The sequence below is a fragment of the Chryseotalea sanaruensis genome, assembly GCF_003990915.1.
Lineage (GTDB): Bacteria > Bacteroidota > Bacteroidia > Cytophagales > Cyclobacteriaceae > Chryseotalea > Chryseotalea sanaruensis.
The window spans coordinates 411,458-436,928 of sequence record NZ_BHXQ01000005.1 but is presented as its reverse complement, the minus strand read 5'-3'; the positions used below and the strand labels follow the sequence as shown (position 1 = coordinate 436,928).

The 25,471-nt window shown below is 39.3% G+C and carries 15 protein-coding genes; 8 read left to right on the top strand and 7 right to left on the bottom strand.

The window, feature by feature from the left end:
- Positions 1-14 precede the first annotated feature (14 nt).
- Genes SanaruYs_RS15095 through SanaruYs_RS15085 form a run of 3 tightly spaced genes read right to left on the bottom strand, consistent with a single transcriptional unit; the run spans position 15 to position 1,728 of the window.
- Entirely contained in the window at positions 15-446 is a 432-nt protein-coding gene (locus tag SanaruYs_RS15095) for a hypothetical protein (RefSeq protein ID WP_127123418.1), read from the bottom strand.
- 10 nt (positions 447-456) lie between these two features.
- Positions 457-1,185, bottom strand: coding sequence for a tetratricopeptide repeat protein (locus SanaruYs_RS15090; protein WP_160118681.1), 729 nt, complete (start codon positions 1,183-1,185; stop codon positions 457-459).
- Positions 1,186-1,200: 15 nt separating this feature from the next.
- Positions 1,201-1,728, bottom strand: a complete 528-nt coding sequence (locus tag SanaruYs_RS15085; RefSeq protein WP_127123416.1) for an RNA polymerase sigma factor — start codon at positions 1,726-1,728, stop codon at positions 1,201-1,203.
- Between the two features lie 125 nt (positions 1,729-1,853).
- Between SanaruYs_RS15085 and SanaruYs_RS15080 the strand changes: the two genes are divergently transcribed.
- From SanaruYs_RS15080 to SanaruYs_RS15050, 7 genes are all read left to right on the top strand, one after another.
- Positions 1,854-2,102, top strand: coding sequence for a response regulator transcription factor (locus SanaruYs_RS15080; protein WP_160118679.1), 249 nt, complete (start codon positions 1,854-1,856; stop codon positions 2,100-2,102).
- A gap of 124 nt (positions 2,103-2,226) precedes the next feature.
- Positions 2,227-3,723 carry a phage tail-like protein gene (locus tag SanaruYs_RS15075; RefSeq protein ID WP_127123414.1) on the top strand — a complete coding sequence of 499 codons (1,497 nt, stop codon included), beginning with the start codon at positions 2,227-2,229 and terminating at the stop codon, positions 3,721-3,723.
- Positions 3,724-3,913: 190 nt separating this feature from the next.
- Positions 3,914-6,322: a T9SS type A sorting domain-containing protein gene (locus tag SanaruYs_RS15070; RefSeq protein WP_127123413.1), complete on the top strand. Its 2,409-nt coding sequence runs from the start codon at positions 3,914-3,916 to the stop codon at positions 6,320-6,322.
- 156 nt (positions 6,323-6,478) lie between these two features.
- On the top strand, positions 6,479-6,943 hold the full coding sequence (locus tag SanaruYs_RS15065) for a hypothetical protein (RefSeq protein ID WP_127123412.1): 465 nt from the start codon (positions 6,479-6,481) through the stop codon (positions 6,941-6,943).
- A 191-nt stretch (positions 6,944-7,134) separates the two neighbouring features.
- Positions 7,135-14,715, top strand: a complete 7,581-nt coding sequence (locus SanaruYs_RS15060; RefSeq protein WP_127123411.1) for a leucine-rich repeat domain-containing protein — start codon at positions 7,135-7,137, stop codon at positions 14,713-14,715.
- An 81-nt stretch (positions 14,716-14,796) separates the two neighbouring features.
- Positions 14,797-17,832: a CHAT domain-containing tetratricopeptide repeat protein gene (locus SanaruYs_RS15055; RefSeq protein WP_127123410.1), complete on the top strand. Its 3,036-nt coding sequence runs from the start codon at positions 14,797-14,799 to the stop codon at positions 17,830-17,832.
- Between the two features lie 235 nt (positions 17,833-18,067).
- Positions 18,068-18,379, top strand: a complete 312-nt coding sequence (locus tag SanaruYs_RS15050; protein ID WP_246011917.1) for a hypothetical protein — start codon at positions 18,068-18,070, stop codon at positions 18,377-18,379.
- Between the two features lie 50 nt (positions 18,380-18,429).
- On the opposite strand, the gene SanaruYs_RS15045 is transcribed toward SanaruYs_RS15050, so the two are convergent.
- From SanaruYs_RS15045 to SanaruYs_RS15035, 3 genes are all read right to left on the bottom strand, one after another.
- Complete coding sequence (locus tag SanaruYs_RS15045; protein ID WP_127123409.1) at positions 18,430-19,575, bottom strand: cystathionine gamma-synthase; 1,146 nt, start codon at positions 19,573-19,575, stop codon at positions 18,430-18,432.
- 60 nt (positions 19,576-19,635) lie between these two features.
- Entirely contained in the window at positions 19,636-20,493 is an 858-nt protein-coding gene (locus SanaruYs_RS15040; RefSeq protein ID WP_127123408.1) for an SDR family oxidoreductase, read from the bottom strand.
- Positions 20,494-20,571: 78 nt separating this feature from the next.
- The gene (locus SanaruYs_RS15035; protein WP_127123407.1) at positions 20,572-21,651 is read right to left on the bottom strand and encodes a hypothetical protein; all 1,080 of its coding nucleotides are present in this window, start codon (positions 21,649-21,651) and stop codon (positions 20,572-20,574) included.
- Positions 21,652-21,748: 97 nt separating this feature from the next.
- Here SanaruYs_RS15035 and SanaruYs_RS15030 point away from each other — a divergent pair, with 97 nt between their 5' ends.
- Positions 21,749-22,696, top strand: a complete 948-nt coding sequence (locus tag SanaruYs_RS15030) for an OmpA/MotB family protein (protein WP_127123406.1) — start codon at positions 21,749-21,751, stop codon at positions 22,694-22,696.
- Between the two features lie 208 nt (positions 22,697-22,904).
- Here the strand turns inward: SanaruYs_RS15030 and SanaruYs_RS15025 are convergent, their stop codons facing one another.
- Complete coding sequence (locus tag SanaruYs_RS15025; protein WP_174842776.1) at positions 22,905-25,190, bottom strand: NADP-dependent malic enzyme; 2,286 nt, start codon at positions 25,188-25,190, stop codon at positions 22,905-22,907.
- Between the last annotated feature and the right edge of the window lie 281 nt (positions 25,191-25,471).

Below are 25,471 nucleotides of genomic sequence, written 5' to 3'. Positions count from 1 at the left end.
TGGTTCTAAGAAGATTAATGACACTTGTCTTTTAGACACAAATCGTAAGCATAATATTTTTTCTTCGTTCCACTTGGATCATAGGCTAAATAGAAATAAACAGTATCATTTTTAGATACGCTGATTTGCCTACTGTTTATTCCATAAATTATATCGCCCGCTGTCAATTCATGAATACTTCTATGAATTTCAATCTTTGCCATTTTAGATGTTTTCATAATCTTATCATCATCTGGTGGGTCAATTATATGACCTGCTACATGATCTTTATCTGGGTCAGAAGTTCTTGAAGAAGAATTTGGTTCATTAGCGCTGGACAATGAATCAATTTTTTGTTCAATAACGGTGAGTTTTTTTAACACTTCAGAATCATCCTTTTTTGGTGCACAAGCGCTAGCCAATACTGTAACGATCAGTATTAGTTTTGGTAAAATATTCATTTTCATGATATAGGGGTTAATTAAGTTTATCCAAAATAGTCTGTGCCTTTTCTTTGTAGGCACTATTTCTTGCCACCACCTTTTTTAATGCTTGTGTGGCGCGCTCCCGCTCCTCCATTTTTAAAAAGCAAACAGCCAGATACCACTCAGCCTGTTCATCAAATATGTCATACTCATTCAGCACTTTTTCAAAAACAGGAAGGGCCTTTTCTACTTGACCATTTGCCAGATAGCAATTGCCTAAATAGAATAATATGCCCTCGTCCTTTTCTGAGATGTTAAGAAATAATTCTATTGCCTCCTCATATTTTTTTTGATCATAGGCACGAAAAGCTTTTGCCCGAAGTGTGCTATCGTTCGCTTCTCCACCACGAACGGTTGGACTAATTACATTTGGATAAACCTCAAAATGTGTGGCAAAAAGTTTCTGTTCAATACTGTTTACGGGCCATAAGACATATGCTACAATACCGATTAACAAAACTGCCGCTGCCTGCAGCCAGGTATTGGACCAAAAGCTAATCACCTTGGTTTCAATTGAAGGCAAAGTGTTTTCTAACTGTTTAAGACTTTGTAATGTGGCATTTCGCGAGGCCAGCATAATTCCAGCGCGGATCACTTTCATGTCATCCACTTGCAGCCGTAGCATTTCATCATGCAAAAGCCTTTCTTCAAAAGCAGTTCGCTCCTGTTCAGAGAGATTGCCCTCCAGGTAACGTTCTACTATGTCTAAGTTCTCTTGCATTTTATTAAACATCAATTATTCACTATCTCTCATCAGCTTACGCAAACGTTCCAGACATTTATATTTCTGGTTTTTGGCAGAATCTGCATTCTTATAATCAAATATTGCCACCAATTGCTCCATGCTTCTTTTGTGATAATAATACTCTATCAAAAGGCTGCGACAAGGCTCGCCCAAAACCTCGAGCTTAGTTTCTACTTTTTGCAATAATTCCTCTGGCAGTCCTTCCTCATCAATTTCATATGGTTTAAGGGCATCAACTTTTCTTTGTTCTCGTACCGCCTCATAATATTTATTTCGCCCAATACTAAACAGATAGGTTTTCACCTGACTGGTGAGCGTGGTCAATTTCCCACTTTGAATATTCTCGTAAAAAATTAAAATACTTTGTTGGTAGATATCTTTAGCCAGTTCTTTATCACAACCTAATCTTCCGCAAAGCCATTGAATAAACTCCGATCTGTAGCGCACGTAGAGGTCGGTTAACGCGCGGTCACCTTTTTCCTTTATCTGTTCAACTATATCTGAAAACCTTGGGCTCAAAAATTTATGTAGTAATGGGGTTTAGGTAACCCTCAAACCTCAATTATATGAAAATAAAATTATTATACCCACTAAAGGGTACTTTTTTGAAGATGCTTCATAAAGAGTTAATAAACCCTAACAATATGAAAAAACTCATAACACATCGCGAACAGGAAATTTTAAAATTAATGGCTCAGGGTATGAGTTCTAAAAACATTGCAAACGAATTGGGTGTGAGTTTTCATACCATACAAACACATCGGAAAAATATTTTGCGGAAACTCAACCAAAACAGTACTATTAGAGCTGTGACTGTAGCTACTACAGTTGGCATAATACCGAGTAATAACTTTAATATTCCACTTTACTTTAATAACGATCAACAATATTAAGCGGAATTCAAAATACCATAATCACGGTATTTTGATAAATGCCATAAACTTAACTTGTGGTATCTGTCACGGTTCAATATATTGTGACATTAAGGCTTTAACTTATTATTTAACTAACAAATCTATGAACAGAGTTATCCTCTCTGCACTGCTATTAGCAGTTTCAAGTCTGGCTTTCGCACAAAATAAATCTCTTGGTGTTGGCACCAGCACACCAAATCCTAATGCGGCACTTCATGTAGAATCGCCAACAGGCAATCAAGGTGCTATTATGCCTCGGCTTAGTACGGCACAACGAACAGCCATGGGTGGTATTTTAGGCGTTGCTGACGCAGGTTTATTACTTTATGATAATGATTTAAAAGGACTTTTCATTTGGGATGGCGCTGCGTGGCAGAGTTCTGCTAAACTGCAATTTCCTGTTGTAGATACGATAAATACCATCCCACCTAATGGCAATGCCTTACGTATAGTGTATAATAGTACAGATACAGGCAACTTTGGTGTAGCACATTTTGAAACCATCAATCCTAATGCAGCTTTCAGCACATTGTTTGCCCGCACTACATCTGCCACCAATGGCGCGGCAGATTTTGTAGTAAGCAATCCTGCTAATAATAATGATGCCATTGGCGTAAATACTAATGCACTTAATGGTCGCGCAGGTGCTTTTTCAATTAACAATGCTGGTAGTCAGAATTTCGCTTTGTACGCACAAAGCAACGGTGACTCTACTGGTGCAGCAGTACATGGCAATAATATAGGAAATGGTTTTGGTGTGTACGGAAAATCGCTGGGTTCTAAATTTGGATCAGCTGCTGTATATGGCTTACATGAAGGTATAGGCGATGCAGCTGGTGCATTTCGCATTACCAATGCAGGCAGCCCTTACGCTTCGCTGTATGGTGAAACAAATGGCACAGGCTCTGCCATTTTTGGAAATCATTTAGGTACAACAGGACGGGCAGGGCAATTTCAGATTGGTAATGCTGGAAATACCAGTGCTGCGTTACGCGGATTTACAAGTGGTTTAGGAAATGCCGCATTCTTTACCATTAGTAACCCTGTAAACGATTCGACAGCTATTTTGGGTGAAACAAATGGTAGCGGTGATGCTATAAAGGCACTAAATAGGGGAACCGGTGCCGCAATGTATGCGCGAGCCTTTGGAACGAACGATGCTATTTATGCCGAGAAACAAGGTGGTGATGGTGTAGGGAGTGCAGGTAATTTTCAAAATCAGGAACCCACCAACAACGCATCTGCCCTTTTTGCCAGCACTAATGCACCAGCGGGATTAGCTTTAGGAGCATTTAATTTTGCTAATGGAAATGCCTTTGCAATTTTCCAGGGAGGTATGAAAGTATCTACAGCTACCTTAAACGCTGGTACTAATACTTTAATTACCACAAGAGCAGTTGCTTACTTTATTGAGGATGCATCATCTTCATTCACCTTTAGTGGCGGTGTCGCCTTTGATGAGGGAGATATGATTTACATTTTTAATGGTGATTTAGGTAATAATGCAATTGTAGATTCACTTGTGATAGCATCGAATCAAGGCATTGTAGGCATCTACATGGCTGGAGCTCTACGCTTCTTTGCATATACGGCACCTTAATTTATGTATCCATCTTTAGCTCAAATAGATTTAATCACTTCTTTAAACTATTTCGATATAAAGAAAATAACATTGATTGTAGCTTCTTATGATTTATATTTTTAGTACTACTGGTTGAATTAAATATGTAAACGGGTATTGATTGTTTACAGTTTAAAGAAGAACTCAACCCATTATATCTGGCTTAATTATGAAAAGAATTTCATTAGTCATTCTTGTACTGGTTACAACATTGTCGCTTAAGGCTCAATTCATTGTTAACAGCAATGGTATTGACCTTGCCAGTACTACCACTCTTTCCACCAATGGCGATTGGGTAAATACAGGTACGTTTACTAATAACGGTATTTTAATTTTAAAAGATAGTTGGACAAACCAAGGAACTTACATTCCAGGCAATGGAAAGATTATACTTGATTACGATGTTAACCATAGTTTTAATCACAACAACCAAGCCGTTGGCAGTTTAGCAAAGCGTGGTATTGGCAGTGCCACACTCATAACCAATACTCAAGTACTGGATTCGTTGCTTTTAGAAAATGGTATTATACTTACCAATGCAGACACGCTACTGGTTGCTAATAGCGCTATTGTAAATGCTAATAACGGAAGTTATGTTTCTGGCTACCTTACGCACTTAGGAAATGGTAATAAGTATTTTCCTATTGGCAATGGTAGCAGCGCATTTCCGGTGACGCTTACACAAGTAATTGGTGTTGCGCCTAAAGTCACGGCTTCAATCGAAACATTTCCTGCGGGATATACAGCAGGTGCCGGTATCGATTCATTGTTAAACAATTTTCCTGTGGCCTGGCGCATCAATGCATCGGCACAAACAGATACTGCCTCTTATATTCGTTTTCAGTTCCCTGATAACGCAGTGGCTTTTCCATCTGTTGCGGTTGCCGCACGAGCTGTGTCCGGAAATCAATTTGAAGGTATGGGTAAGCGTAACCTCATAAGCAATAATGGCAACACAACGCTTACCAGTTATTCTAAAGGTTTAAAAGGACTATTCACTATTGCTGCAGGTTTTAGTGGAAACTTCGAAACTGACTCGTTGGCGCTCGTAACTTTCTACAACAATACTGGTGCTGTTACATGGACAAAAGATGCCAATTGGTTAAGTGGTAATGTGAATACATGGCAGGGTATTACGCAAACAGGTAATTCCATTACAGCTATTACTTTAGATGCAGCAAATATTACAGGTAGTATGCCTTCAGAAATTGCCGACATACTCAGTTTAACAACTCTTAATGTTGCCGATAATAACATCAACAGTATTCCCGATTTCTCTGGCCTGACTGCGCTCACCAGTTTAAACGTTTCTAATAACAACCTTGATTTTGCTTCATTAGAACCTAATGTCAGTCTTGGTGCGGTGGTGAATTATTCAAATCAAAAACCTATTAGCCTTAACCTTGGCGATACAGTGTTAGTAAATGTTGGGACTGACTACACATTTGTATCAACAGTTGGTGGAACACAAAACAATTATGCAATAAAACGCAACAACGTATTAGTTAATGAAGGTGCTAATAGTACGTTTTTCATTGATGCCATCAATAGAGATAATATGGGGCGTTATGAAGCAGACATTACAAATTCGTTAGTTCCCAATCTTACTTTAAGAACTTTACCAGTAGATATTCTTGCTGTGGCATCAATTGATGGCCGGATGCTCATTAGTGCGAACGAAGCAGCCAGTGCAGGTGTGGTTGAATTATTTCGCATCACCGAAAGTGGAGCTTATGACACTGCGCAGGTTAACATAATTAATACTACTGGCAACTACACTTTTAATAATGTGATACTGGCTGATTACATTTTATTGGCTAAACCCAACGAACAAGTGCATACACAATCCATTCCTACCTATAATGGAAATACCATTTTTTGGGAAGAAGCTGAGGCCGTAGTATTGAACAATAGCGTAGATGGATTGGATATTATAGCCAATGCTAAACCTGGTGCCTCTGAAGGTAATGGTATACTTGGTGGTTTTTTAGAAGAGGATGATGGCATAGATGATGCACGTATAGAAAGAACAAGCAGAATAAAAGGTGCTGGCGTTACTGCCCGAAGAACGCAAGGAACCAGTCGTGGTAAAGATGTAGTCTACATCCTTGTTGGTTATACAGTAACTGATGATGAGGGTAACTTTAATTTCCCCAATCTGCCGCAAGGTGATTACCGTTTAAATATGCAGTATCCGGGGAATCCGATGGATTCCACTTCATTTATTGATTTTACGATTGGCGTTGGTCGCGAAGCTGAAGTGCAAGTAGCCGCTACAGTTTTTGATGGTAAAATTACTGTGCGCGAACGCATTGTAACCGGAATATTTGAAGCCGCTGAGTTTAAAGCAAATGTTTTCCCCAATCCCGTTGTAGAAACTATTCAGATTGAATTTGAAGATGTTTCAAACAAGCGTGAAATGGTTTTACTTGATTTTAACGGTAACAGACTTAAACAACAGCAAGCGCCAGAAAAGCAAAATGCTCTCAACGTAAACGACCTGAAAAGTGGCACCTATCTACTCCAAATAAAGGAAGGCGCTGTACTTAAGAAAATAGTCAGGGTAGTTATACAATAAATGACAAACTCAAACCCCTGAAATCCCGCAGAACAAACTAATCTGCGGGATTTTGTTTTTTGTAGCCCTTAGTTTATACTAATCACTTCGAATACAAGAAACTAGGTATTGTTCAATCCCGCTGTTTGCTGTATTTTAGATATAAATATTGGCTTTATGAAAACATCATTTAAACACCTTCTGCTTTTTGTTCTTTTGCTTATACTCGCCTTTGCGTGCAAAGATGATCCAAGTGTAACCCCGCCTACAGAGGCAGAGCTGCGGACAGAAATATTAACTGCCGGAAATGGCACTTGGAACATCCCTGCTTCTGATGGAGTATTGTTAGGCGAAGGTGTCAACACCATTGATATTGGTGAGTTATTTCAAAACTTCAGCATCACGTTTACAACTACAGGCTACACAACCACTGGCACAACTCCTGTTTGGGCAAGATCTGGCACATGGAGTTTTGTGGATAATAGCGGCACAAAATTTAGAAGAAACGATAACATAGAGGTGACCATTGTGGATATCTCAGCCAATACTGTAAAACTAACTTTGCAGTGGAATGAAACTACTTACGAAGACGGAAGAAATAAGTCGCTGGCCGGCTTACACACTTTCACTTTTAACAAATAAAATTTGATTGACCGTTTTTTTTATAAGCTTCTTTTCACCAACTAATTACAGCTACTAACCTCTGAATTAAATCGAAACTGCCTTTACCTAAATTGTTGATACGTTTCGCTTGAATTCTCCAGCACTTAATAATCAGAAGCTTTCGATCTAGCGGAAAGTCTGTAAAAGAATTCACCTAATCTCTGCCCTCTATGCTAAAATCTGCATTTCATCTCATTGCCTTTTGCTTGTTTACTCTTGTATTAGAAGCCCAAGAGTTACCCTATGCTATACAACGTGTACAACAACCTATACGTGTTGTGGTAGGAACTTTCCCTGCCTATCAAATCTACGAATCAGTGATTGATAATGCCGGTAACACTTACGTTACTGGATTTTTTAGAGGCACCGCAGACTTCGATCCTGGTGTTGCTACCCAACAATTGGTAAGTCAGTCGCCAAGTGTAGCTGATGCCTTTTTTGCCAAGTATGGTGCAAATGGTGCATTGGTTTATGTCAAGGCAATTTCAGGATTGGGCGATAAAACAGCTAATACTATTGCATTAACATCAAATGGCAAGGTACTTATAGGGGGTTACTTTTTTGGCTTTGCTAATTTTGATCCAGGAGTTACAGATTTTTCTTTAGGATCTTTAGGTGGCTCTGATGCATTCTATGCCCGCTTTGATGCTGCCACAGGCGCTTTCGAATCTGCTTCTGCAACAGGGGGTGCTGGTAACGATGGTATTAGTAAAATAGTAGTAGCCAGCAATAACGATGCATATATGTATGGCTACTTTGCACAAACTGTGGATTTCGATTTTGGTGTTGGAGAACTCTACTTAAGTGCTGCAACTAGTGGGCAAGATCGTTTCATCGCTAAGTATGATGACCTACTCACTTTACAATGGGCACATGCTTTACCTAATTTATTCGTTACCAGTATTGCGTTGGATGCAAGCAGTTTCATAGTCACAGGAAGTTTTCAGACAACAACAGACATGGATCCAGGTCCTACTACACTTCTAAAAAGCCCCGCAGGTTCCAGCGATATCTGGCTAAGTAAATTTGATTTAAATGGAAATTTAGTTTGGAACAACACCATGGGTGGTGTCGACTTCGACAATGCCGTTGACATAGCTGTTGACGCTGGTTCGAATATTTACATTGCTGGTAATTTCAATCAAACAGCCGACTTTGACCCAAGTGCTGGCGTTCAAAACATTGTAAGCAATGGTCTTAACGATGCCTTTTCCGCTAAATACAATAGTGCGGGTGGCTTAGACTGGGTAAGAAGCTGGGGAGGAAGCAGGGCCGATCAGGCAACATCACTAGTGGCACTCGACAATAACAGAATAGTTATCTGTGGAACTTTCAGTAGCTTATCAATGGATATTGATCCAGGTGCCGGAACAAAGCAATTAACCAATGCCGGCCCCGAAAATGCAAGCGATGCATATTTAATTGTGCTTAATGACACTGGTAATTTACTGGATGGATTTAATTACGGTGCATCGGGTGTGTCTGAAACGGCAGGTCTTATTAATGGACAAGGATCCAGTTTTTCAATCATTGGAAACATTACGCAAACAATAGATTTTGATCCGAGTAGTAATATCTACAACCTCATTAATGACACTGGATTCCAGCAGGCTTACTTAGCTAGCTATTCCTTACTATCGACTTTACCTGCTGCACAAGCAACGGCACTAACTTTCCCAGGACAAACAACATCAAGCATTGATGTTGCTTTTACACCGGCAGCTGGTGCTGATGGCTATCTTGTTATGAGAAGAGCCAACGCTGCCTCTACCTCTATTCCAAAAGATGGTTTTACGTATAACGTTGGAAATAACATTGGTGATGGTATGGTTGTATCGGTGGGTGCAGTTACTTCCTTTACAGACAATAACCTTGCGGCAGATGTCAACTATCATTACTCTGTTTTTGCGTATACCGAAAGTGCGGGCGCGGTTAATTACCTTACAGCAAATCCACTTGTTGGAAATTTATCTACCATAGATATTGTTGAAACACGACTAACGGATTCCTTAACATTGGTTTCATTTTATAATGCAACCAATGGTGCTGTCTGGACAAATAATACTAACTGGCTTAGTGGAACATTGGATACCTGGTATGGTATTAATTTAAATGGCAACAGAGTAAGTAGTATTTCACTTGCAAATAATCTCTTACAAGGATCTTTACCTCTTTCGTTCAGTAACCTTTCAGCAATTGATACACTTATACTTAACAACAATCAATTGTCAGGAACAATCCCGCCTGACTTGAGTAGGCTAGCATCGTTGCAGGTACTCAACCTGGCCAATAATAGTTTCACCGGATCAATTCCTTCAGAGTTAGGCGTCTTGCCTAATCTGCGAACCCTAGATCTTGGCACCAACCAACTTACAGGGAGTATTCCAACAACATTGGGAAATATTTCTAGTCTGTTGGAATTAAGATTATTAAACAATCTTTTATCTGGTCCTATTCCAACATCTCTTGCAACAATACCTGGTTTATCGGTTATAATTTTAAATAACAATCCATTGATTACAAATATTCCAATAGAAATTGGAAATATTTCAACCCTGACTATCCTTGAATTACAAAACTGTCAATTAACTGGAAGCATACCCACTGAATTGGGTAACCTATCCTCTTTAACAAGGTTAGATCTTGGTGGTAATTTTATTAATGGTCGTCAAAATAATATCATCAGAAATAGATTAACCGGTGGTTTTCCTGCGTCATTAACAAATCTTACTAACCTGAATTTTTTAAACCTGAGTCACAATGAATTAACAGGAACACTCCCTGCTGGCATATCTAATTTAACCAATCTGGGTACGCTGTGGCTTAGCGGTAACTACTTTACGTTTGGCGCTTTTCCTCCAGAGGTATTAAGTCTTCCAAACATCACTATTCTATATTTATCCTACTGCGGTATCACTGGCAACATCCCAACAACAATAAGTGACATACCACTACTAACTGATATTTTTCTCGATTTTAATGAAATCGAATCTATACCTGTATCGTTAGCTGCCAAGGCAAATTTGAATACACTGGTTGTGAGTAACAACCAGCTTAGCACTTTACCCGACTTTTCCGGAACCACATCATTGAACTACCTTGAAGTCAGAAATAATAATTTGCAATTCGATGCTCTCGAACCTAACATTCTTAAGTTCAGTGACCCAGTTAATTATGCTCCACAAAATCAAATAGGGACGCCACAAAATATTTCGCTAGTGCCTGGCAATGCACTTAACATAGCCTTTAGTATTGGCGGCAGCGCCAACACTTATACCTGGCGACTAAACAATGTTATTCAACCTACAGAAATAGCAAGCACTATTTCAATAGTTTCTGTTCAAGCCACCAATGCCGGAACGTGGGGGCTTACCATAACCAACAGTCTGGTTCCATCGCTTACACTTACTACAAGTCCTGCTCAAGTTACAGTAGTAGCAGAGAGTGTTTTCACCTGGCAAAATGGTGGCGACCTTACTACTGATGGTAACAACGCAAGTATGTACAGTGGTGTTTGGGGGGATTTTGACAACGATGGTTTTGAAGATATTTATACATTGGGGGTTAACGACTCACTATCAGGTGGCTTATACCGAAATAATGGGAACGGAACTTTTACAAGAACAAATGCTATTGACTTTGCCGATGGCCGGAGTGGTACTTGGGGCGATTATAATAATGATGGTAACCTCGATTTGTTTGTGCCTGATTTTGGCTTTGCTACTGCCCTTACCGATAATCAAGTACAGATTTATAAAAATAATGGTAATGGTACATTCACAAAAATTAATTTACCTATCGATGGTGTAGCAGGTACATGGGGAGATTTTGACATTGATGGCGATCTTGATATCAGTATTTCAAGCACACAGTTTAATGAAGTGTTTTTTAGAAATGATGGTAACGATGTGTTTACACGAATCGAAAATGATATTAACGATAATGGCCAGTGGAACAACATCGCCTTCTATGCCGATGCTGATATAAGGCTTGATTACCTCATCCCCTCGCCAAACTCTAATGTAAACTCACTACGTCTGTTTTATGGCAATAATTCAAATCAATTTTATGATGGCTTTACTTTTCCTACTCTGTCAGGTTTAACCAGAGGTGCTTCTGTAGCTGATATTGATAATGATGGTGATTATGATATCTATGTTATGCTATCGACTGGTGTTGGAGAAAATGCTTTTTTTATTAATGATGGTTATGGATACTTTACTGAGGAACCTGCATCGATACGACTTGGTGAATTGGTAAGAGGAGGAAGAGGCTCCGCCTTTGGCGATTTAAATAATGATGGTCATATAGATCTCATTACTGATCAAAATACCTTAGCACCTAACGGATGGACAGTCTATTTTAATAATGGTGATGGAACTTTCACGCGTGAATTAAACCAGACTTTTAAAAACAGTAATACTTTTGCTGGTATTGCATTGGGTGATTATGATAACAATGGTTTTCTTGATGCCGTTTCTGCAACCTTCAATCCCGGAACTACCAATGGGTTATACCGCAATACAGGTAATGCTAATCATTGGTTAAAAATAAAGTTAACAGGTTCAACAACTAACCGCAATGGAATTGGGGCACGCATTGCCGTTAAAGCTGATGGATTTTGGAGACACCACCAGGTAATTACTACTAATGGCTTTGCTAACCAAAATAGCTTGCTCTCACACTTTGGCACAGGTAGCGCTACGGTAATTGATAGTGTAGTTGTTAAATGGCCAAGTGGTTACCGTCAAATAATCGTAAACCAGGCTGCTGATCAATTGATACTTATTAACGAGCCCCTCAATCCTGTTAGCGATACAGATATGGAGTTGATTGCTGCTTACCAAGTAGCCTCTCAAAATGCAGAAAGCTTTGCTTCATTAGAAGATTACAATCTGGACAATGCCGACAACATGCTTATTTCAGGATACTTTATTGGCAGCATTGATTTTGATCCCGGTGCAGGCGTTGAAATTTTAACTTCTTCTTCAGTTTCAAATGATGATAATTTTATTGGTAAGTATACATCTACAGGTGCTTTAGCATGGATTTATCCATTTGCTAATGATAATGGAAATAGAGTTGATCATGAATCAACGGCAGCTGATCCCAGTAACAATGTTATTATTGCCGGTATGGTGTCAGGCACTTTCGATGTTGACCCTACCATTGGTGTTACCACACTTACCAGTAACGGTTTGAACGGAGACCCTTATTTCGCTAAATACTCTCCTACCGGAAATTTTCTCTGGGCCAAACAATTATTAAGCAACACAGGCAACTACCCTCGAATAGATGTAGTACAAGTTGATGAAGCAGGAAATGTAATTATTACAGGAAGCTTTGGAGGCGGTGATATTGACGCAGATCCTGGCGTAGGCACAGCCCTTATTACTAATAGTGGAATAGGCGTGATAACTTTTCTTGCCAAATACGATAATGATGGAAACTACATCTGGTCAATTCCAATAGGGGATCCAGATCTCTATCAGTATCCAATGTCGCTTGCCACTGATGACACCAATAATATTTATCTTACTTATGAGGCAAACGATTCGGGCGGGTCATCAGAAATGATCATCAGTAAGTATGATGCCAATGGCACATCAATTTGGGCTGTAACCAATACTAATCTTTACGGATCTGATTTTAGAAGTTTAACTATTGATGAAACAAACAACAGACTGTATATACCAGGAAGCTACTCGGGCACACCAAATTTTACAGGCACATCGGGTAGTGGAACCTTACCTGCAACTAATGATAGTGACAATGGATACGTGGCTATCTACGACTTAAACGGTGCATTTATTAATGCTTTTGCTTTTGAATCTTCTAATGAAGCTTATCCAGTATCATTAAGTGTTTTAGAAGATGGGAATTTGTTAATATCAGGTGGTTTTGAAGGAACAATTGATTTGGATCCTTCTGCGGCTAAATACGAGTTTTACGGCAAGACCTCTTCTTTCATTACCAAACTATCCTCAACCGGTACATTCATTTGGGGTGCAGCAATGCCAAATTCTTTTGGTTTAATTTCCAAACTGAATAGTCAGAATGAATTAGCCAGCGTTATCTTTTACGGAGAGGGAAACACCGATGTTGATGTTGAACCAGGCCCTGGTGTATTTACAATTTCATCCAACAGCAATGATGAAGACTTTGCTTTCTTAACATATGATATTCAGGGCGGTGTTTTGTCGGCTGACTCATTAGCACTCCAAGCTTTTTATCAAGCCACAGGCGGACCAAATTGGACTAATCGTACAAACTGGTTAAGTGGCGATGTAAGTACATGGTTTGGCATAACCGTTACAAACGATAAGATTACGGCCATCAATCTTCCTGAAAATAACCTTACGGGATCTATCCCTGCTGATGCACTTATCCTTGATGATTTATTAACTATCAATCTGGCTGGTAATAACCTGCAAGCTATACCTGATCTCAGCATTCTTACTGATATTACTGTGGCTGATGTTTCGCGCAACAACCTGGATTTTGGTTCCCTTGAATATAACGTGGATGTACCGGGTATTAATTATGCGGATCAAAAAGATATAATAGCTTTCCCTGATTCAATTTTAGTGGCTGCTGGCGATGATTATATCTTAGAGACTACCATCGGTGGCACAGTCAATAATTATCAGTGGAAACTTAATGAAGTAAATATTACTGATGCTCTACGTGATACACTATTCATCGAAAGCATTGGCAGAAATAATATGGGTGCTTATACGGTAGAGTTAACGAATAGTATAGTAACAGGACTAACGCTTAAAACAGTGCCGGTAAATGTTTTAGCTACAGCCGATTTATCCGGAAGCTTGCTGATGTCTGCCAGCGTACCCGCGACTGCAGGCACACTGCGTTTGCTCAGGGTTACCGCCAGCAATGGTTATGACACCATTAGTACTATTGGTGTAAACGGGGATGGTACATACCTCTTTGATAATGTTGTGTTAGACGATTACCAGATTGTAGGTTTTGCAGACACCCTTGTGGTAGGGCAGGAACGTGCGCTACCAACCTACTATAGCAGCACCATTTTCTGGGAAGAAGCCGACACCTTATTTATAGAGAATTCAATATCGGAGCTTGATATACTTTCACAACTCGAGCCTACTGAACCTTTGGTAGAAGACGGTATTATTAAAGGTATTGTTCAGGAAGATGACGGAACCGGTGAACGAACAGAAAAAACCTCAAGAATAAAAGGTGCTGGTGTTACAGCGCGCAGATCGCAGGGAACAGGCAGAGGCAAGGAGATTTTCGTTCTTGTTGCTTATGTATTTACAAATGATGAAGGAGAATTCGACATATCCGGTTTACCAACCGGCATTTATAGAATTAATATACAATACCCCGGTTTCCCTATGGATGAAACATCATTTGTAGATATTCCTATTGGAACAAATGTTTTAGATGAAGTTGTAGAGGTTGAAGCTACTGTAGCTGAAGGGAAAATTAGTGTGCGACAGCTTATTATTACCAGCTTGGAAGGTACCGAATATAAAGCGGAAGTATATCCAAACCCTGCGTCCACTGCACTTTATATCAACTTTGAAAAATCATCTACTAATAGAAAAATTGAATTGACTGACATGGCAGGCGCTATATTAAATAAGCAATCTGCAAATACCCAGACAACGCAATTTGATGTGAGCAGTCTTCAAACAGGTATTTATTTGTTAAAAATAAAAGATAAAGACAACACTGTAAAAGTTATACGTATCGCAGTCCAAAATTAATTTTAAATGCTGCATGCAAGGTTGCACCAAAACCAGCATGCAGCATCCTTATTTGCTTTATAGGTTATTAAAATCAATATCATGAAATGTTTTCCATGCTTGTTAGCATTATTACTCATTGGAGTTACATCTTACACTCAAGATATCCCCAAACTCTATCTGGATATAGAAAGTAATTTTAATTCAGAGAACTATGAAGCCTGCTCCAAAATGGAAAAGGCCCTTGCCGAATTAGCATTGCAACGAAACGATACACTGGTAGCCAACGGTTACTATTATATTGGTTTTGCTAACTCAATGCTCGGTAAAACCGAAAAAGCAATTTCTCAATTCGAAAAAGAGAAAAGCATCAGGGAAAGTCTTGGATTACAAAGCAGTGAAGATTACGGAAATGTATTGTCTAATCTTGTAGGCCTCTATTTTGAAATAGGCAATAACGAGAAAGCTGCCTCTATGGCTTACCAACTACTTGAAAACGACAAGAAGAACTATGGAATCACTAGTGATGTATATGTTCAAACGGTTCTTAATACTGCTTCTGTCTTACGTGATGTCGACAAACTTAAAGAAGCACAGACTTTACTAGAGTCGAATATTAAGCAACAGGAAAAAAGCTCTGCCAACTATGCATTACTTTTATTAAAACTTGGTGATTTATATTCCTATGCAGGGCTATATTCAAAGGCAGGCAAAACACTAAGCGAAGTGTTTCCAATTATCGAAAAACAATTTGGACTTAATTCTCCTGAGTATTTAGATGCATTGGTCATTACAGGCACACATTACGTAAGGCAGGGCAAGTATCCGGAAGCAGAAGAAACTTTCGATCAGGCGCTTGATTTACTGAAGCCGGAAGAAGAAACGTATATGTCGGCATTAAATGATCAGGCATTGGTTTACAGAAGCCTTGGTCAATTAGAAAAGGCTGAGAAAATTTTTACAGAAATAAAAGTTATGGATAGCGCAACCCTTGGCACTACTCATCCATATTACGCTATTACGCTTTCAAACCTGGCGCTTATACAAACGGATGCTGGTAAGTACAAAGAGGCTGAAAATAATCTGTTAAAAACACTTGCCATCCAAAAAGCAAACGGTGGAACCAAATCATTAACCTATACACGAACGCAAACATTATTAGCACGCGTTTATCAGTCTGCCGGGCAGGTGGAGAAGGCTATTCCTTTATTAGAACAATCTTCAACTATTTTTAAAACCAAATTAGGTGATAAAGATCCCGATTATGCCTGGGCACTTTTTAACCTTGGCATGGCTAATTGGAAAGCCGGTAAGGGTAGTGTTGGTATTAAACAACTTAAAACAGCTGCATCAATTATCACAGCAAGTTTAGGCAAGAATCATCAACGCTATGCCGAAACCAGTCAGAAAATTGCCGAATACCAATGGTTACAAAAACAAAATAAAGAAGCACAACAGACTTTCGGAGAAGTCTTCAACAACTATTATAACCAAATCGATGTTACTTTCCCTGTGCTTACGGAAGAAGAGAAAGCAAAATTTTATTATAATAAAATTCGTCCTTCATTCGATAAATTCAATGCCTTCGCTGTACAAAGCAAAGAAGAAATTCCAAGCGTTCTGGCTGAGGTGTACGACCACCAGATTAATACAAAAGCTGTGATCATGCTATCCACAGAAAAAGTTAAGCAAGGCATTAAAAGTATGAATGACCCAAGCCTGATGACACAGTTTGAAGAATGGCAGGGAATAAAGGAACAGATAGCAAAGCTTTACGGGCAACGTGATGAGTCACAATCAATTGATTCGCTTGTGAATGTCGCCAACATCTACGAAAAAGAGCTTACCAGAAAATCATCCGCATTTGCATCGCAGTACATCCGTAAGAAATACAGCTGGCTTGATGTGCAGAAGGCACTCAAACCAAATGAAGCTGCTGTTGAAGTTATTCGCTTTACAAATTATAATCCTGAAAATGGAGGAGCATTTACGAATGAAATACGCTATGCATTTTTGGTAGTGACTACACAAACAAAAACACAACCCGATATTATCTTATTAAACAATGGAAATGAACTTGAAAGCAAGTTTATGAATTTTTATCGCAATAGCATTCGTTTTCAACAGGAAGACCCATACTCTTATAAAAATTATTTCGAATCATTGGCTGATTATTTACAAAAGAATAAGATTCAAAAAGTATACTTATCATCAGAAGGTGTTTACAATCAAATTAACCTCAACAGCATTCGAAATCCTTTTACACAGAAATACATACTGGATGAGTATGATGTACACCTTCTCAACAACACACGTGAGTTGGCCAGCAATATGCCCGACAAACGTGTAGGTCAGGCGCCTGTTTTACTTGGTTTCCCTAAATTTAACCTTGAAGAAACTGGCAACAAAAAAGTTGCAGAAACAAGAGGTGCTACCAGAAGTATTACAAGAGGTGGTATAACACGTGGCTTCAGAGGCGGTCTACTGCGCTACATGCGAGGTGAGGAAGATGGTATATCCGTTTTACCTGGTACTGAAAAGGAAATCAATGAAATCTCGGTCTTGTTTCAAGACAAGCCACATGTATTTATGGAATCGCAGGCAGCTGAACATACAATCAAAGAAGTGAACAATCCACGTGTATTACACATTGCTACACATGGTTATTTTTTAGAAGATGAAGCACCTGCTACCGAAGCAACTCAATCGCAATATGTTGCTAACCCATTGCTTAAAGCCGGATTGATTTTAGCGGGAGCAGAGAATTTTCTGTTAACGGGTAATCTAAATGAATCTGGAGATGATGGCATACTCACAGCATATGAAGCCATGAATTTAAATCTGGACGATACGGATCTTGTTGTACTGTCGGCCTGTGAGACTGGGCTTGGTCAGGTAAAAAACGGTGAAGGTGTTTATGGCCTGCAAAGAGCTTTTCGCCTGGCGGGAACCAAAAATATTGTAATGAGTTTGTGGAGTGTAGATGATGAGGCTACTCAGGAACTTATGTCACTCTTTTATAAAGAAATGCTGGGTGGCAAAACACAACATGAGGCTTTCCGTGTGGCGCAACAGCAACTCAAACTAAAATTCAAACAACCATTTTACTGGGGAGCGTTTATCATGGTGGGGGAATAATCGATTTGAAAATAAGCGCAATACCTTTGTTGTTACTATAATTTGGATCAGCCCAGTGATTCCCAAAAAAGAAGGTGAACATAAAGAATAATCAAAACGGAGCTGTCATAGAAAAATGACAGCTTTCTTTTTTATAAACTTACCAGCGGTGAAGGATAAATAAAATATTTACTTAAATCTTATAATACTGATTAAACCTTTCAGGCTTGTGCGAGTCAAAGCACAAAAAAAGGTCATGAAAAAGATAATGATAATTGCCGTAATGCTAATGATATCAATAGCTGCGGTGCAGGCCCAAACACCAGTAAATGCCAGACAGAAAGCCCAAAGGGTAAGAATTGCCGAGGGTCGTGCTAATGGAGACCTAACCAAAGGAGAAACAGCCCTGCTAAATAAACAGCAACGTAACATTAGAAGAAGTGAATGCGTGGCTAAAGCTGATGGGGTGGTGACAGTAAGAGAGCGGAGAGAATTACATCGCCAACAACATCGCGCAAATCATGCGATACGTAGGGCTAAACACAATCCTATTGATAGAAAAGGTTAACAAAAATTCCTCAGCGTCCTTACAAGACGCTGAGGAATTTATAGTTACAATTATACCTTATTCAAAGCTTGTTCCAAATCGCTAATCAAATCTTCAGCATCTTCAACACCTATGCTAAGACGCATAAGCGAATCTACCAAACCACTTTTTAGTCTTTCCTCTTTTGGAATGCTTGCGTGTGTCATAGAAGCCGGATGATTAATAAGTGACTCCACTCCACCCAGTGATTCTGCTAATGCGAAAAGCTCTACACTCTTCATCAGCGTATGTGCTTTTTCAATGCTATCATCTTTCAACGTAAATGATAACATGCCGCCAAAATCTCTCATCTGACTCTTCGCTATAGCATGGTTTGGGTGATCAGGAAAACCTGGCCAATACACCCGCCCAACTTTTGGATGGGCTTTTAAAAACTCAGCCACTTTTTTTCCATTGATACAATGACGTTCCATCCGCAAGTGCAGGGTTTTTATACCACGCAAAACCAAGAACGAGTCCTGAGGGCCTGGCACAGCACCACAAGAATTATGAATGAACGCCAACTCCTGATGAATTTTTTCATCATTAACAACTAAGGCGCCCATAATTACATCGGAGTGTCCGCCCAAGTATTTGGTAACCGAGTGCATGACAATGTCTGCTCCCAGTTCAAGCGGGCTTTGTAAATAAGGTGACGCAAAAGTATTGTCCACTGCTAAAAGAATATCATGTTTTTTAGCAATGACAGCACAAGCTTTAATGTCTACAATATTCATTAAAGGATTGGTGGGTGTTTCTACCCATAACAATTTAGTATTAGCATTAACCAAAGGCTGAATATTAGCGCTATTGGTTAAATCAATGAAATGAAATTTGATGCCAAACTTCTCATAAATTTTTGTAAACATCCGGTACGTTCCACCGTACAAATCGTTGCTTGTGATTACTTCATCACCTGGTTTCAATAATTTTACTACTGCATCTGTTGCGCCCATACCTGACGAAAAACATAATGCGAACTTTCCGTTTTCCAAGGCAGCAATACTTTTTTGTAAGCTATTACGGGTTGGGTTAGCACCACGCGCATAGGCATAACCCTTATGCTGGGCAGGGCCCTCTTGTACATAAGTAGAGGTCTGAAATATAGGCGTCATAATCGCGCCTGTCGAGGGGTCGGGAGCAACGCCCGCGTGAACTGCTTTTGTAGCGAATTTCATATTGGATTATTATCAGTATTGAAAAAAATCTTTAAAATATTCTGCAATATAGCTAAAGTGCTACTTGCCCCTGTTTTTCTCAATCATATCCCACATACTTTCAGGTATATCTTCGAGGTGACTAAATTCACCTCCGCTTCGCAACCACTCCCCACCATCAATGGTAATTACCTCTCCATTAACGTAGCCAGAATAATCGGACAACAAATAAGCCGCAAGATTTGCTAATTCCTGATGCTCACCCACACGTTTGAGTGGAACGCGTTGTGCCGGATCAAATTTCTTTACAAGATCTCCCGGTAACAATCGACTCCAGGCACCCTCTGTAGGGAAGGGTCCGGGTGCTATCGCATTACTTCTGATGTTATACTTTGCCCACTCTTGTGCCAATGATCTGGTGAGGGCCAAAACACCGGCTTTGCTGCAAGCAGAGGGTACTACATAGCCAGAACCAGTCCATGCGTATGTGGTAACAATGTTTAAAAAAATACCACCTTGCTTTTTACTAATCCAGTTTTTACCGGCTGCTAATGTTGTGTAGTAGGTTCCCTTTAATACAATATCCACAATTATATCGAAGGCCCTATGCGACAAACGTTCTGTCGGGCTGATAAAGTTACCCGCTGCGTTGTTTAATACTGCATGTATCTGTCCGAATTCTTTCTCCGCTTCCTTTAGCACATTTTCAATTTCTTCATACTTGCGTACATCGGCAGGAATGGCCAAAACCTTACCACCAGTTTCCTGCATGAGCTCCGTTGCGGTTTTATCTATGACTTCTTTTTTACGAGAGGTAATAACAAGGTTGGCGCCAAGTTCCAGGCAGTATTTGCCAATGGATCGGCCCAGACCGGTGCCTCCACCAGTAATTACAATAGTTTTATTCTGTAAACTTCCAGGTTTTAACATGCCTTCCATACACTAACATTTTGAACGGAAAGGTAAAAAATAAAAAAGGAGTCCGAAGACTCCTTTTAGTTTTTTAAACGCATTGAATTAACCTATCTCGACCAGGTCGTTCAATGATTGCTCAAGTGAATCAAATATTTCACTTAGTGCTTGCTTTGTACCATCGTTAAACTGAACATACGGTGTAGCCTCAAAATCGCCATCCTCGGTTACCCAAATAATTTGACCAGCTGCTTTACCATTCACACTTACTGAAATATCAGCATAGTCATTCAAATCTTCAGTAAACTCAGTTGGATCGGCTGGAGGCGTGATGACAATGTTAAAGATCACCGACCCTAATTGTACATTGCCTTCTACCTTTGTTGGAGTCGTTAAATTTTTTGCACCCTGATAAGTAGCTGTTAAATCCCAACCAATAAGTTTATCATCACCTTTACTTAAGTATTGAGAGAAACTTGATTCAGCAGCTTTTGTATCATCCAAATCAATATCAAGTGTATAAGGATTTACAAAGTAAGAGATGTCCGCAAAGTTTGGCTCGTCTGTACCATTGTTTTTATATGTTACCTCCGCACTTAATGAAGCTTGTTTTACATTGTTAATATCAAGTGTAGCTTCAATAATTGAGGCACTGTATAATTCATCACCCAATGGTGTAGAAACTTCTTCATAATCTGTCAATCTGAAAACAGCATTGTTAGTGGTGCTACCTTCTGTAGGAAAGCGTAATTCAATAATGTTAGATTGTGCAGTTAACTCGAAATCTTCAATCTGCGGATTCCACGTATAAACACCTTTGTTCTCATCATAATTGAATGGCTCATCCCCTTGTGTGCGACCAGATTCACTGGGTTCACTAATCATGTGCTGAAAATTTGCTATGGCCTTACGCACATAAGTATTTGGATTCTTTCTTACTTCTTTTACACGCGCTGTGGTAAAAATCGATCCGCTATTGGTTAATGCAGCTAGTGTTTCAAGTGCTTTAAAACCTTCGGCATTAGCGAAGTTCTCAAGTTCTACAGATAATCCTGCATCAACTGCTAACAACGATTGTTTGGCTTCATTAGCAGACAGACTTTCGGTTTCATCTTTTTCACAGGCCGTAAATAACAGGAGGCCAGCTAAAAGAATTGTTGATAATTGGAGGCTTTGTTTTAGCATAAAAAAATGATTTTTTAAAGAAAACTCAGTTTTAGAAGTTTTGAACTTAATTGTCCTTAATTTTGAGTAGTAGTAACGAAGTAACCACACAGAACATATGAAAAAGTCTTTTTTATTTTTTGCAACAGCCCTTTTAGTCAGTGGCTGTATTGTTTCTAAAAAGAAGTTTGACGACATGTTGGCTCAGAAAGTAAGGACTGAGGCTGATTTAAACGAAAAAACTGCAGCTTTTGATTCACTTTCTGCAAATTTTTCAAACCTGAATCAACAGTTTGATCAACTTAAATCAGATACAACAACGTTGGGCGCAAGTTTAAGAGTTAATCAAAAAAAACTTGCAGGTTTGGAATCAGAACATGAACAACTTAATAGCTTATATAAAAATCTCCTTAATAATAGTGGTCGTATGAACCGCGACTTAACACAACAGCAACAACAATTATTAGCTATTCAGGAAAATCTGGATAAGACAAGAAAAGAGAATGACTCATTAAGTACAAGTCTGGCAGAACGTGAAAAAAAGGTTATAGAATTAGAACAGGTTTTGGCTAATAAAGATAAAGCTGTTCAGGATTTAAAATCTCGTATTAGCGATGCATTGTTAAACTTTAAAGAAAATGATTTAACAGTGAAAGTAAAAAATGGTAAAGTATATGTTTCACTCGCTGAGCAACTCTTGTTTGGTTCTGGTAGCATTGATGTAGATCAGAAAGGGGTTGGTGCTTTACAGCAATTGGCTAAAGCGTTGAAAGATCAGAAGGATATAAATATTATGGTAGAAGGACATACTGATAATGTGCCCGTTTCAAAAAAATCTGCTTACATGCAGGACAACTGGGACTTAAGTGTATTACGTGCTACGTCTATCACTAAAATTTTGGTTAAAGGTGGTGTTCCACCAAATCACATTGTGGCTGCGGGTAAGGGTGAGTTTTCTCCCTTATTAATTAATGATACACCACAAAACAAACAAAAGAACAGACGTACTGAGATTATCATTACTCCTGATCTGGATGAGTTATTTAAATTGCTGGAGAGCAATTGATGATAAGTTTTTAAATCAACAAAAAACGCGAAGAAATATCTTCGCGTTTTTTTATTGATTTAAATAGTCAATATCAAAAAATAAAAATAACTAAACGCTTCGCTTAAATCTCCGAGGTCGTAAGCGCCTGAAGGCTAAACCTTGGTGATTTCGTTATCCATTCTCAAATCAACGAATCAGCATATCAACTATTCAGCACATCACCACATCAGCTTGCCACTTGCTTTGCAGCATCTTCATGCACTTGTGCATCAACTACTGCAATAGCGGCAATGTTTACAATCTCGCGTATTGAACTGCCTAATTGTAAAACATGAACAGGTTTTTTCATGCCTAATAAAATTGGACCAATGGTTTCTGCTCCACCAATCTCCATTAATAATTTGTAGGCAATATTACCTGCTGCCAGATTGGGGAAGATAAGGGTGTTAGCACCATCTTTCGCCAGCTTACTAAATGGATACATCTCTTGCTGCAGTTCTGTATTCAGCGCCACGTTAGCTTGTATATCACCATCGATGACCAGGTTAGGATTAATTTCTTTTACCATGCGCACTGCATCTCTGACCTTATCAGGTATTTCACCTTTACTAGAACCAAAGTTTGAATAAGACAATACTGCAACGCGCGGTTCTACATCAAAGAACTTAGCACCATTCGCAGTTAACTTAATAATTTCTGTTAAGTCTTCGGCAGTAGGATTTACATTGACGGTGCAATCGCCAAAGAAATAATTTCCCTTCTTAGTCATGACGATGTACATACCGGCAACACGTTTTACATTCGGGGCGGTACCAATAATCTGCAATGAAGGAAGAATTGTTTTAGGATAATCTTTTGTTAACCCTGACACCAGCGCATCTGCTTCACCCATCTCAACCATCATGGCAGCAAAATAATTTCTGTCGCGCATTTGCTTCAAGCAGTCACGGTAGGTTAATCCTTTGCGTTGACGCTTTTCATACAACTTTTGCGCATATTGCTCTAGTCTCTCTTTATCCTTGCGTGGATAAATGATCGGGCAATCTAATTCAAGCTTATGCTCTTCAATCAGCGCTTTAATTTCTTTAGGATCGCCCAATAAAATAGGTTGTGCAATTCCTTCATCAACTAATACCTGAGCCGCCTTTAGAATTTTATGATGTGTTGCTTCAGCAAACACTACACGCTTAGGGTTTTGCTTGGCACGATCAATAATTCTATTCATGAATTTCTGATCGATACCAATACGTTTCTGTAATTCTACATGGTACGCTCCCCAATCTGTAATCGGATTTTTAGCAACACCACTCGCCATTGCTGCTTTGGCTACAGCCGGAGAAATGGTGGTGATCAAACGTGGGTCTAGTGGTTTGGGAATTAAATAGAAACGGCCGAAGTTCAGCTTCTCTATATTATAAGCTTTGTTAACAATGTCGGGCACTGGTTCTTTGGCCAATGATGCAAGCGCATACACGGCAGCAAGTTTCATGGCCTCATTAATCTCTGTAGCGCGTACATCTAATGCCCCTCTGAATATGTAAGGGAAACCCAACACATTGTTCACCTGATTAGGATGATCACTTCTGCCTGTACCCATAATCAAGTCAGGACGCGATTTCATGGCTATGTCGTAGGCAATTTCAGGATTAGGATTAGCCAAGGCAAAAATGATAGGATCTTTTGCCATGGTCTTGATGTCCTCTGATTTTAAAATATCAGCCACGGACAACCCAACAAATACATCAGCACCTTTCAAGGCTTCTTGTAATGTAGTGATATCACGTGTCGTAGCAAACTCAGCTTTAGTGCCATCCAGGTTCGGGCGATCTTTTCTGATCACACCTTTGCTGTCGCACATGATTACATTTTCTTTGCGCAGACCCAACGCAACATATAAGCGCGTGCATGAAACAGCTGCAGCACCAGCACCATTCAGCACCAATACAGCATCTTCAATTTTTTTACCAACTAACTCTAATGCATTTAATAAAGCAGCACTTGAAATAATGGCTGTACCGTGCTGATCATCATGCATGATAGGAATCTGCATCATGCCGCGAAGGGCAGTTTCAATCTTAAAACACTCCGGTGCTTTAATATCTTCCAGGTTAATGCCTCCGAAAGTCGGTTCTAACGATTTTACAATTTTTATAAAAGCATCAGGATCTTTCTCATCAATTTCTAAATCGAAACTATCAATGCCTGCATATTTTTTAAAGAGAACAGCCTTACCCTCCATTACCGGCTTTGAGGCTTCTGGCCCGATATCGCCCAAACCCAATACGGCCGTTCCGTTAGTAATCACCGCTACAAGATTACCTTTTGCGGTATACTTGTAAACATCATCTTTATTGGCCGCAATTTCTTTACAAGGCTCGGCTACACCTGGTGAATAGGCCAAAGCCAAATCCAGCTGCGAGCTTAATACTTTTGTAGGGACAACTTCAATTTTACCAGGCTGGCCTTGCATGTGGTAATTAAGGGCGTCCTGTTTTCTTATTTTAATAGACATAGGCTCAAATTGATCAGCAAATATAAGAGACAAAATGAAACTGAATTTTTTTAACACTAGTCAGCATCTTATCTACAGTCCGTCTGACCGCTGTTTTATTTGTAGTAGAGCGGTGTGACGGATAGGTATTTTGATTGAATTTTTTATTGTTTTAAACTTTGTAAGATAATAAAGAATCAATGTCGTTTACGTAAGCTTTCTTTTTATTTGGCCTCACCCTTCCCTCTCCTGAGGAGAGGATCTATGGAGCTTAAGTAAACGACATTGAATAAAGAATGGCA

What these genes read in the sequence shown, in the direction of transcription:
- SanaruYs_RS15095 (WP_127123418.1), bottom strand. Translation starts at nt 446, where the DNA reads ATGAAAATGAATATTTTACCAAAACTAATACTGATCGTTACAGTATTG.
- SanaruYs_RS15090 (WP_160118681.1), bottom strand. Translation starts at nt 1,185, where the DNA reads ATGCAAGAGAACTTAGACATAGTAGAACGTTACCTGGAGGGCAATCTC.
- SanaruYs_RS15080 (WP_160118679.1), top strand. Translation starts at nt 1,854, where the DNA reads ATGAAAAAACTCATAACACATCGCGAACAGGAAATTTTAAAATTAATG.
- SanaruYs_RS15075 (WP_127123414.1), top strand. Translation starts at nt 2,227, where the DNA reads ATGAACAGAGTTATCCTCTCTGCACTGCTATTAGCAGTTTCAAGTCTG.
- SanaruYs_RS15070 (WP_127123413.1), top strand. Translation starts at nt 3,914, where the DNA reads ATGAAAAGAATTTCATTAGTCATTCTTGTACTGGTTACAACATTGTCG.
- SanaruYs_RS15065 (WP_127123412.1), top strand. Translation starts at nt 6,479, where the DNA reads ATGAAAACATCATTTAAACACCTTCTGCTTTTTGTTCTTTTGCTTATA.
- SanaruYs_RS15060 (WP_127123411.1), top strand. Translation starts at nt 7,135, where the DNA reads ATGCTAAAATCTGCATTTCATCTCATTGCCTTTTGCTTGTTTACTCTT.
- SanaruYs_RS15055 (WP_127123410.1), top strand. Translation starts at nt 14,797, where the DNA reads ATGAAATGTTTTCCATGCTTGTTAGCATTATTACTCATTGGAGTTACA.
- SanaruYs_RS15050 (WP_246011917.1), top strand. Translation starts at nt 18,068, where the DNA reads ATGAAAAAGATAATGATAATTGCCGTAATGCTAATGATATCAATAGCT.
- SanaruYs_RS15045 (WP_127123409.1), bottom strand. Translation starts at nt 19,575, where the DNA reads ATGAAATTCGCTACAAAAGCAGTTCACGCGGGCGTTGCTCCCGACCCC.
- SanaruYs_RS15040 (WP_127123408.1), bottom strand. Translation starts at nt 20,493, where the DNA reads ATGGAAGGCATGTTAAAACCTGGAAGTTTACAGAATAAAACTATTGTA.
- SanaruYs_RS15035 (WP_127123407.1), bottom strand. Translation starts at nt 21,651, where the DNA reads ATGCTAAAACAAAGCCTCCAATTATCAACAATTCTTTTAGCTGGCCTC.
- SanaruYs_RS15030 (WP_127123406.1), top strand. Translation starts at nt 21,749, where the DNA reads ATGAAAAAGTCTTTTTTATTTTTTGCAACAGCCCTTTTAGTCAGTGGC.
- SanaruYs_RS15025 (WP_174842776.1), bottom strand. Translation starts at nt 25,190, where the DNA reads ATGTCTATTAAAATAAGAAAACAGGACGCCCTTAATTACCACATGCAA.